Source organism: Desulfacinum infernum DSM 9756 (genome assembly GCF_900129305.1).
Lineage (GTDB): Bacteria > Desulfobacterota > Syntrophobacteria > Syntrophobacterales > DSM-9756 > Desulfacinum > Desulfacinum infernum.
This window is the reverse complement of record NZ_FQVB01000068.1, coordinates 1-8,155: the sequence shown is the minus strand read 5'-3', so window position 1 is coordinate 8,155 and position 8,155 is coordinate 1. Positions and strand designations below refer to the sequence as shown.

Annotated in this window: 7 protein-coding genes; 1 reads left to right on the top strand and 6 read right to left on the bottom strand. The window is 55.3% G+C overall.

The window, feature by feature from the left end; all coding sequences use genetic code 11:
* Positions 1-79 precede the first annotated feature (79 nt).
* From BUB04_RS18465 to drmB, 6 genes are all read right to left on the bottom strand, one after another.
* Positions 80-1,192, bottom strand: a complete 1,113-nt coding sequence (locus BUB04_RS18465; protein ID WP_073042252.1) for a hypothetical protein — start codon at positions 1,190-1,192, stop codon at positions 80-82.
* An 858-nt stretch (positions 1,193-2,050) separates the two neighbouring features.
* Positions 2,051-2,752 carry a hypothetical protein gene (locus BUB04_RS18460; RefSeq protein ID WP_073042250.1) on the bottom strand — a complete coding sequence of 234 codons (702 nt, stop codon included), beginning with the start codon at positions 2,750-2,752 and terminating at the stop codon, positions 2,051-2,053.
* A 6-nt stretch (positions 2,753-2,758) separates the two neighbouring features.
* Complete coding sequence (locus BUB04_RS18455; protein WP_073042248.1) at positions 2,759-4,711, bottom strand: BbrUII/HgiDII family restriction enzyme; 1,953 nt, start codon at positions 4,709-4,711, stop codon at positions 2,759-2,761.
* 63 nt (positions 4,712-4,774) lie between these two features.
* Positions 4,775-5,236 carry a very short patch repair endonuclease gene (locus tag BUB04_RS18450; protein WP_073042245.1) on the bottom strand — a complete coding sequence of 154 codons (462 nt, stop codon included), beginning with the start codon at positions 5,234-5,236 and terminating at the stop codon, positions 4,775-4,777.
* A complete protein-coding gene (gene drmC / locus BUB04_RS18445; RefSeq protein WP_245795241.1) occupies positions 5,237-6,025 on the bottom strand; it encodes a DISARM system phospholipase D-like protein DrmC in 789 nt (262 codons plus the stop codon). It abuts the gene before it with no gap.
* Positions 6,009-7,823 (bottom strand): DUF1998 domain-containing protein, encoded by a 1,815-nt coding sequence (drmB, locus tag BUB04_RS18440; RefSeq protein ID WP_073042243.1) that lies wholly within the window; start codon positions 7,821-7,823, stop codon positions 6,009-6,011. Before drmB ends, drmC begins: the two co-directional genes overlap by 17 nt.
* A gap of 150 nt (positions 7,824-7,973) precedes the next feature.
* On the opposite strand from drmB, the gene BUB04_RS20445 reads away from it, so the two are divergent.
* Positions 7,974-8,155: IS1634 family transposase N-terminal domain-related protein (locus BUB04_RS20445; protein ID WP_492215219.1), on the top strand; the 182-nt coding region annotated here is incomplete at its 3' end.

Sequence of the window (8,155 nt, the reverse complement as noted above, 5' to 3'; positions counted from 1 at the left end):
ACGGAGCCGGGCGGTTGGCGAACCCTCCCCCTCTCTCCTTCTCGGAGAGAGGGGGAGAGAGGGTGTGGTGGAAGATAGATTAGTAAGTGCATGCGCGTCGTGCGAGCGGGATAGCGATCTGGCGCGGAGCGAGCGAATCTTGCTCCCTGGACGGCGAAATTTCTTCCAGGTCGCATCCCAGGCGTTCGAGTGCCCGATGCACGCAGCGTTCGTTGGTCATGATGACGATTTCTCCCGCCCTCCGCTTACTCTTGAGATAAGCACCGTTTCTTTTCAGGATTTCCCAGACTACGTTCTCGTAGCTGGCGATCTTGAGGTCTTCGTTTTCGGCGCAGCGCCGGCGAATCGACGAAATCGGGATCTCGACGTATCCTCCGCCCTGTTCGTGGAGGATCTCCCACACGATCATGAGAACCTGCTCGTCGAGGCGGGTAATCGACGGCCGGATTTCGTCGATGCGCTGTTCCACTCTGTCACAGACCTCCTCGATGATGTCTTCGTCCACCCGGCAAAACCGCATGATGGCGACCATGGGCCGCAGCAGTTCGCCCCGCCGGGCGTTATTGTTGCCTTGCTCCTGGGCTAGAGAGCGGGCCACGTCCCGCATGGCGGCGAACTGCGTGAGATAGAGCGCGTAGAGCCTTCCTCTCCATGCCTGCCAGTCTTCCGAGGTGGATGTGGGGGTTTTGAGGGCCGCCAGGATGGAGGTGTCCTCCGGCCGGAGGAACGGTACGACGATCAGGCGGTCCCGCAGGTCGGCGTGGGGATCTCTGGTTGCGCCGAAAATCTTGGGGCCGAAGCAGGGGCGCACCATGTCCCTGTATTCTTCCCAGGGGATCGGTGATTCGAGGGCCTTGAACTCGGCCTTGTCCGCGTCCACCCAGAACGAGTCGCTGCCGTTCGCGAAAGCGAGTTTAAGGGCTTCTCGGCCCGTTTTGGTCTCGCCGGCCCAGAGGACCGGGTAGGTCTTTTCCTTGTAAACGGCATGGCCGATCACTTGCGCCTCCGGGTGAACCGGGTCGGGGATGGCCCGGGCCACTTCGCGGGCGACGTCCATCTGGTCCGCGCCGAAATACCACATCTTCCGGTCGGCGTCCCATTGGCCGCCGGCCTGGCTGATGAGGGTCTTGTGGTCGAAGGTCTTGCCGTCCAGATAAACCTTGTCGCCTTCTTCGATGAGTCTGACTCCCATTGTCTCCTCCTTTCCTCTGCTCGACTGAAGTTTTTGTTTGTGAGGAAAGGGGAAAAGAAGTTTTGGGCGGGGAGGTTATTTTTTGGGGTACACGCTGCCAGCCTCCGTCACCACGGGGCAGTTGATACCTGAGACGCACGACATTCTCCCGTGCACGCATTTCCCTCCGAGTGACAACCGAATTTTGACCACCCTGAGCCATGCGTCATTGAGGATGAGAAAGGGCGCGTCATCCTCCTTTCACTTGTGTGTGAACTTCGGGAGAAACGAAGGGAGACCGTTCGACACCACCCGAAGGCGGTGTCCCGCCAGCACCCACAAGGGTCTCCAACCGCGCGGCCATTTCCGCTGTCTGGGAATCCGCTTGCGTCATTAGTCCGGTTTTCGGCAGGTATCTACCGGAGGTGAGTTCGAAATGTCGAAGCGGGCGCCCGGATGCAAGCGAGCTGTAAAACAACGCGGTGCAACAAACGGAGAACCGAAAAATTCGGAAAGGATATTCTGAGTGAGCGCCCATAACCCCTAGATTGCGCCCGCCCACTGGACTGCGGACTTTGAAACTGAGAATCAGGGTAAATGCGCAGACGGGCGTAAGTGGTTGTGGGCACGCCAGAAACGTAGAGACCCCAAGGGGACCGCCCCTTGGGGTCGTCCATCAAATAAGAACCGTGGAAATTCAGCGGGTTAAATTTGGCTCCCCACCTGCAACCCTCTTCATAACCCTTCTCCATTCGCCTGTCAAGCCGTAAGCCTTCGTAATTCAACGAGTTATCAAAGAGCAGGCCGTTTCCGGCGGGGCGGAAACGGGGTTGAATTCGATTTCCCTCACCCGAGCAGGGCTCACGTCACAGCTTGTCATCAATCACATTGAATCGGAACATTCGTCTGGTCTGGTCCCGCTGGCCGAGGAGCTTCCTTCCCGATGTATTCCATGAACAGGTGATCAATCTCGCATCCCACCAAGGAGTCGCGGATGGCTTGCCAACGATAATCCTCCGAGTATCCAGGAACTTCGGTCCACCCGCGAACCCCGAACAGCTCCTCCTCGGCATCTTCGATTGTCTTCCCTAGTTTGGCGAAATGCTCGGCAGTATAGTGCTGGTGTGAATTGATCTCCGGACCGAAATCGGTATAACAACGATACACCAAGTCGACTAACATGACCATGTATTGCTCGCAAGCGGTCACGACGTCTTCTTGTGGTACCTCCGGGAGGTCCTTGGTTGGCATGAACCAGTATCTGGTTGGCTGATTGGGCCCGCCGCTTCCGCCAGATACAAGATTATCACCTACATGGTGGCTGATCGTTCTCAACAGGTGAAAAAAACGCGCCGTCGGATCAGCCTGTAGTTCTTTTTGTCGTTGCGTGTACCAGTCTTTGAATCCTGGCACGGGTTTCATGACTGCCTGGATCGCATAAGTGACGGATCTCGCTGCAGTGGTGAAAGCGCTTGCATAGCAGCGAGTTGCGAAGAAATCGAAGCCTGCTTCCTTGAGTTTCTTCAGAAAGAAGTCGGCCTCGGCCAATTTCTGATCGACAAGACTGAACGACCGTGCCATAAAGCCTCAAAGTTTCTCCGCGAGTTGTCCTATACGGTCGGCGGCATCGCTCGCCTCAAGGTAAGCGGCATACGAGTCCAGTGCACCCTTAATGAGTCCGTCGTAGTGTATGATCCTTGAGCCAGGCGAAATAGATTCCATGGATGACTTAACCCGTTCAGGATTCGATGTTTCCTCCTCCAGGGGGCGTCCAACTACAAAAACTACTTCTATGTTCGGTGAAGCGTTACCTTGTGCCGCCAATATCTTCTTCAACGCATCGACATACTTCTGACCTTGTTCGACCAACTCAAGCAGCTTCATCTGCCTTCCGGCACGTTTCAGCTCCACTATCACGTGTTTCCCCGCGGTCGTCCGGTAGGCGATGTCCACACGCCCCAGTCTTTCCTTTTCCGTCATATCGTCAACGATAACGCCCTCGGCCTTGAGTCTCGATTCCATGAACTCACTGCCAGTCGCCCTTTCCCAAGAAGGATCGAGAAGCCATAGATCCTTGAATAGAAATTCCTGCAATACCCTTTCCTTGGCATTCTCGTCGACGAGACTTCTAAACGCCCTGATCGCGTCAAGTCTTGACGTGACGATATCACGATACAATGACGATTCTAGTACGTCTTGGTCAGCCAAAAGCTTCAACAGGTCTTCGATGCCACCATCCAAAGCCTCGGCGAGAGCGTCTGCCGCTCCCTTGAGTTTCAGCCGTTCGAATGCGAATACCGCGTGACGGAGCAAATCCTTTCGGTCGGACTTGTCTTCGACGGGGATCGCCCCCACTTTCGCTATCACTCCCTTTGCGTGCTCCCGATAGCCTTCTGGCAGCGAATCAAGCCACTCGGCGAGTGCTGGGTGCTCTTGAGTGACTTCCTCGGCACCATGTTTTCTCCGCCATTCACTCCATTTCGACTCGACCTGGTTCAATAACGATCGCAAAAAGTCCATCAGGGCTTCGTATCGTTCATCGTTCTCCAGAACGCGCTGCCGGTCGCTCGTCACGATGTCGTCGAGGTCGTCCCTGTCGAGAAAGTCCGCTTCAATCTGCCCCGTCAAGTATTTGGTGTACAGACGGCCGTCGTTGATCTTGTCCAACACATTTTCAATGAGAAGTCGACCTCGCGCAAGAACGACGATCGAATTCAAATTACCTGCATCCGTTTCGAGTTGCTTCGGTTTGGAAACGGTTCCTATCCATCCACGAACGAACCAATCCTCCGACCGTCCATCAATAACGCCGCTTCTCGTTTCTCGTTCCTTCAGACCCGGGCAGAAATCCGAGTAGTCGACACCATCTCCGATATTCCAAAGGAACTGAACAACTTCCAGATCCCCACGGTCTCTCACCGTCACTTCGACATCGTCGATGAAAACCCGGAAGTCGTCGCTCCCGATTATCGAGAAACGTCTGGCCAGGCGACGCCGAAGCGCACTACCTGTGACTCCGAGACGACTTTTCTTCAAGTCGGTCAGCCTAATGACGGTTCCCTTGGTGACCTCAAGTTCGTCTTCATTCAAGACATCCGGAAGATACTCCGAAGACCGCTCTATCGTCGCTTCTCGAATTCCGGACGAATTCATGCGCAGACCGTGACGTTGGCCGTCCTTGCACGATTGGACTTCGACGGTATCTGCAATCGAAAAAAGAGAAAGCTTGCCGAGCCCTTTCCTCCCCATTACCTTTCGGCCTTTCTCTGTGACTGTGGGCTCGGCTTCCCTTCTGCGATAGCCTACCCGTAAGTACTTCTCGTTCATGTCCTGGATGGTCATGCCGATCCCGTCGTCTTCGACCACGATGATGTTGTTGTCGATATCGAACGAGATCGTGACGCATTCTGCATCGGCATCCCAGGCGTTCGCGACGACTTCTGTCAGAACTGCGGCAACGTTGCTATAAAGATTGATCCCAAGATGATCCAATACGTTGAGGTCAATGGTCATTCGATAGGGGTGATCGTTTTCTGTCATGAAGTGATTCCTCCCGATGTCGGAACGGCGTGAAATCCCTCTTTTTCTCGTCTGGCAAGAGAATCAGGCGACATCGTCTTTACCGATCTCTCTGTATCGCTCGTCCGACTTCAGCCAATTCGCTACCAGCAAACCGAGGTCCGCCAATTCGGAGTCCTTTAGGCCCTTTATAGCGCACTCCCAAACGACGAGGACTCGCCAGCCGCTTGCCGCAAGGGCCTCGTAGTTGCGTTTGTCACGTTTTTCGTTCGCTTCGAATTTCTTCTCCCAGAATTCTTTCCTGGAAGAAGGCCGAGTCGAAAACTGGCAGCCTTTGTGAACATGCCAGAAACAGCCGTGAACAAACACTACTGCATGGAAACGAGGGAAAACGAGATCCGGGGATCCCGGCAGCTTCTTGTCATGCAATCGGTAGCGTAGCCCAAGTCGGTGAAGAATATGGCGAAGGCGCATTTCTGGCCCCGTGTCGCGCTGGCCAACACTGGCCATGATCCGTGATCGCGTTTTCTTGTCGACAGTATCCATTCAAACCAGTTCCACTATCTTTGTCGCCACGAGCGCATCAAGATGACTATGAAGTTCAACCGGTAGGTGACCGCCCCTGACGAGAACGCCGAGTTCCATGTTTCGTTCCATCGCCGCCCTACTCAGATTCGCACTGGTTATAAAGGCCATTCTTCCGTCGGCAACGGCGCATTTCGCATGCACCGAACCCGCTGGTTGGACAGAGGACTCCTTTCCCGTATTTCCGGCAGCCCACACGTAAACGTTCGCGGAAGGAACAGTATCCTTCATCATTTTCACCGAATCCACGCTGACGTTGCCGCCATGATCGATCGATGATTCCAACAATACGTCGACCCGAACCCGACGTCCGGCGGCATCCTGTAACGCCTTGGTGATGTGACCGACTTCGTATGCCACAAAGCTCACGATGAACAGTCTGCTTCGTGCCGACTCAATGACCTCGCAAAGCACCTGCTCCGTTTGTCGAACCGGGACCATACCAGTCGAAGGACCGGTCCAGACCAGTTCGACGGTACCGTGCCTTTCGTGAAGCGCTGCCGTGGCCGAGGCCGCCCTCAGTGCAGCCGCTATTTCGCGGGGACGGACTGTTTTGGCTGCGCGCCATGCGCCGTCCAAGTGAGCGATCAGAGACTTGTCTACGTTGGGACCAAAGCTCGACTTGACCAATGCTAACTGTTCCATTGAACCCAGAGTCTCGATTTTCGTCGCGACCGCGGCCATTCGATCGGGATGCAACTCCAATCCCAGTTTGGCGATGATTTGCCAAAGCTCATCCACGGTCTTCATACTGCCTCCCGAAGAAGGCCGCATCGCGGCATTCGAAAGTATCCACGAGCAACGCCCTGTCCAAGTACCGGTTTCCTCGTTCGCAGGATGTCTCCGCCACAAACGTGCACGCATGGCACGACGCCACGTGCAACGAACGATCCACACTTGGATTGTGCTCCGAACACAACGGGTCCGACGAGCATACCGAGGCTCGGTCAAGGGCTTGGTCGATGAGACGACCGAGGTTCTCGGACTTGCCGAGTTCGACCAATCCGCCAAGCGTTCCATCGGAATCGGCAGCCGCCGTATAGATCAGGATTCCGGCCATCGGGGAATCCGAGTCGGAACTTGCATAGATTCGCTCGCGGATACTGGCCGCGTTGTATCCGCATTCCAAAGCCATCTCACGAATCAACAGATGGGCGAACGTATGCAGCATGACGTATCGAATGCCAGGATACCCCTCGTCGGGATTCAATCCACGGGCATTCCGCCAACCTCTATGTCCCGCTTCAAGCCTATCGCTACGCCTTTTTACGGCCTTGCGTGTTTCCCAGCTTCGGACGGCTTGTTCGTCGAATCGGATGAAGATGCCCTCGCCGTGCACTTCGCAAGCAGGCACCCAATCCGGTCGTCCCCGTGACAGTGCCGCCATTGGAGGGCGGTCTTCTGGATCGGTGCTCTCTTCCGGAGCTTCGACACGGGTGTAACCGATCAACGCATTCACTTCCCTAAGGCGTTCCAGCAACAAGACACCGGAAATCCTGTCTCTGTACGATGACGGTGCCACCTCGGGCCTGCTCATGAACTGTGGCCAATCAGTCGGAGGAGTCGCTGCAGTAAGCACCTCCCATTCCGGCCCTTTGATGTCTCCTTCTGAAATAATCGTTTGCTCGTTCCTGCCTTCCTTTCGTTCCTGAACGTATCGCCAGACATCGTCCGGATCGAATCGTTCGATCCCTGGAAGGCTTCCACTCTTGACCAGGGTTTTCACGACGACTTTCAGTTCGTCAACGGACTCCACATCCGCGAAGTATTCCCAGCCATCAAGCACCAACTGCCCCAGTTGGCTTTTTACGAGGGGAATGGCCAAAACCGAAAGAGTAACTGGGAACCAGCTGTTCGTGGCGCCAAGAAGAACGGCCCGCGGCGGCTCGTCACAGGAGTCGTCGAAGACATCAAGGTGAGGGTGCCGTCCCCGACAAGCGGGAAGATTCTGCTGAGCCTCTCTCCCAAAAGCGTGGACAAGGGAACGTGCGGAGTCGCAAGCGTCGCATTTCACCCAGAGGTTCTCGGTCTGCAGGGACGCACCTCTTTCGAAAAAGCGTAGCGTTCCTCTGCAGTCGGATGGCCCTCCGTGCACGAACCAATGCCAAGGGAAATCGTCAAGGTGTCCATTTCTGCATGCCAAGAGAAAACGGGCCGGAACGGCGTCGGCGTTTCTGCCCTTCTCGCAATTGGAATGCACGAAATGTGTCATTTCTGGACGGTATGGGTAAGGTTTGATATCGAACAATCCCGAATCGTACTCCGCCAGCAAACCGCATTTCACGCACCTCAACCACCTCGGAAAAGGACGGACCGGCACGCCGATCTTGCCCTCGGCCGACATGGGACTCGCCCCCTCCTCTCGCATGAACGGAGGTACGCGTAGCCGTTCGACTTGCGGGCCGAGAACACGACGGACGGCGGCGAGCAACCGGGCTTCTTCTACCGGGAGACACTGATGAACATCCCAGCGGTCCAACCCCATGGTGACGACCGACAGATTCGGAAGATCGATGAGCGCGCCGGGCCCGTAACCCAAGTTTGTCATCTATATGCTGCATAGTGCGACAGTGTACCGATTTTGCTCATCTAACTATCTGAAAGGTCGTTGATGAGGCCCCGAAAATTCGGTGTAGTGGTAGAAAATAGACGGCCAGCATTGACTCGCCTTCTCTCCTCATGCTAATGTCCTGCTACTATGTTCATTCGACGAGTCAGAAAAAAAGATCACCAAACGGGAACCACCTACTTCTACCACCAGTTGGTCGAGTCCTACAGGACTCCCAAGGGGCCTAGGCAGAGGACTCTTCTCAATTTGGGAAAGCTGGACCTCGAGCCCAAACAATTAAAAGGATTAGCAAATCGCATTGAAGAGATCCT